The organism is Rhizobium sp. 10N427 (genome assembly GCF_056394605.1).
The window spans coordinates 1-2,500 of the sequence record NZ_JBFTID010000031.1 but is presented as its reverse complement, the minus strand read 5'-3'; the positions used below and the strand labels follow the sequence as shown (position 1 = coordinate 2,500).

General features: G+C 53.4%; 1 rRNA gene (cut by a window edge). It reads left to right on the top strand.

Features of this window, described 5'->3' with window-relative positions:
* Positions 1-2,492 (top strand): 23S ribosomal RNA (locus tag AC1DIJ_RS30760); it begins 309 nt to the left of the window's first position.
* The last annotated feature ends 8 nt before the right edge of the window (positions 2,493-2,500 follow it).

The following is a 2,500-nucleotide window of genomic DNA, read 5'->3' as shown; positions in this document are numbered from 1 at the left end:
CGCGGACCAGGCCAGTGGCAATTGTGGTTAAAGTGGAACAAGCTGGAAAGCTTGGCCGTAGTGGGTGATAGCCCCGTACGCGTAGATACCATGATTGTCCTAGAGTAGGGCGGGACACGTGAAATCCTGTCTGAACATGGGGAGACCACTCTCCAAGCCTAAGTACTCGTGCATGACCGATAGCGAACAAGTACCGTGAGGGAAAGGTGAAAAGCACCCCGACAAGGGGAGTGAAATAGAACCTGAAACCGGATGCCTACAAACAGTCGGAGCCCGCAAGGGTGACGGCGTACCTTTTGTATAATGGGTCAACGACTTAGTGTAACAAGCAAGCTTAAGCCGGTAGGTGTAGGCGAAGCGAAAGCGAGTCTGAATAGGGCGATTGAGTTTGTTGCATTAGACCCGAAACCGAGTGATCTAGCCATGAGCAGGTTGAAGGTTGGGTAACACCAACTGGAGGACCGAACCCGCATCTGTTGCAATAGATTGGGATGACTTGTGGCTAGGGGTGAAAGGCCAATCAAACTCGGAAATAGCTGGTTCTCCGCGAAATCTATTTAGGTAGAGCGTCGAGCGAATACCCCGGGGGGTAGAGCACTGGATGGGCTATGGGGACTCACCGTCTTACTGATCCTAACCAAACTCCGAATACCCGGGAGTACTACTCGGCAGACACACGGCGGGTGCTAACGTCCGTCGTGAAAAGGGCAACAACCCTAACCTCCAGCTAAGGTCCCCAAGTCATGGCTAAGTGGGAAAGGATGTGAGGATCCCAAAACAACCAGGATGTTGGCTTAGAAGCAGCCATCATTTAAAGAAAGCGTAACAGCTCACTGGTCTAAATAAGGGTCTTTGCGCCGAAAATGTAACGGGGCTGAAGCCATGCACCGAAGCTGAGGATGTGCAGCAATGCACGTGGTAGCGGAGCGTTCCGTAAGTCTGTGAAGGGGTACCTGTGAGGGGCCCTGGAGATATCGGAAGTGCGAATGTTGACATGAGTAACGATAAAGGGAGTGAGAGACTCCCTCGCCGAAAGACCAAGGGTTCCTGCTTAAAGTTAATCTGAGCAGGGTTAGCCGGCCCCTAAGACGAGGCGGACACGCGTAGTCGATGGGAACCACGTTAATATTCGTGGGCCTGGTGGTAGTGACGGATTGCGTAACTTGTATCTTCTTATTGGATTGAAGGTGCAGGGAAGCGGTTCCAGGAAATAGCTCCACCGTATAGACCGTACCCGAAACCGACACAGGTGGTCAGGTAGAGTATACCAAGGCGCTTGAGAGAACTATGTTGAAGGAACTCGGCAAATTGCACGCGTAACTTCGGAAGAAGCGTGACCCCAATTTACGCAAGTATATTGGGGTGGCACAGACCAGGGGGTAGCGACTGTTTATCAAAAACACAGGGCTCTGCGAAGTCGCAAGACGACGTATAGGGTCTGACGCCTGCCCGGTGCTGGAAGGTTAAGAGGAGAGGTGCAAGCTTTGAATCGAAGCCCCAGTAAACGGCGGCCGTAACTATAACGGTCCTAAGGTAGCGAAATTCCTTGTCGGGTAAGTTCCGACCTGCACGAATGGCGTAACGACTTCCCCGCTGTCTCCAACATAGACTCAGTGAAATTGAATTCCCCGTGAAGATGCGGGGTTCCTGCGGTCAGACGGAAAGACCCCGTGCACCTTTACTATAGCTTTACACTGGCATTCGTGTCGGCATGTGTAGGATAGGTGGTAGGCTTTGAAGCAGGGACGCCAGTTTCTGTGGAGCCATCCTTGAAATACCACCCTTATCGTCATGGATGTCTAACCGCGGTCCGTTATCCGGATCCGGGACAGTGTATGGTGGGTAGTTTGACTGGGGCGGTCGCCTCCGAAAGAGTAACGGAGGCGCGCGATGGTGGGCTCAGACCGGTCGGAAATCGGTCGTCGAGTGCAATGGCATAAGCCCGCCTGACTGCGAGACTGACAAGTCGAGCAGAGACGAAAGTCGGTCATAGTGATCCGGTGGTCCCGCGTGGAAGGGCCATCGCTCAACGGATAAAAGGTACGCCGGGGATAACAGGCTGATGACCCCCAAGAGTCCATATCGACGGGGTTGTTTGGCACCTCGATGTCGGCTCATCGCATCCTGGGGCTGGAGCAGGTCCCAAGGGTTTGGCTGTTCGCCAATTAAAGCGGTACGTGAGCTGGGTTCAGAACGTCGTGAGACAGTTCGGTCCCTATCTGCCGTGGGTGTAGGAATATTGACAGGATCTGTCCCTAGTACGAGAGGACCGGGATGGACATATCTCTGGTGGACCTGTTGTCGTGCCAACGGCATAGCAGGGTAGCTACATATGGACGGGATAACCGCTGAAGGCATCTAAGCGGGAAACCCACCTGAAAACGAGTATTCCCTATCAGAGCCGTGGAAGACGACCACGTTGATAGGCCGGGTGTGGAAGTGCGGCAACGCATGAAGCTTACCGGTACTAATAGCTCGATTGGCTTGATCGTTCTCATTG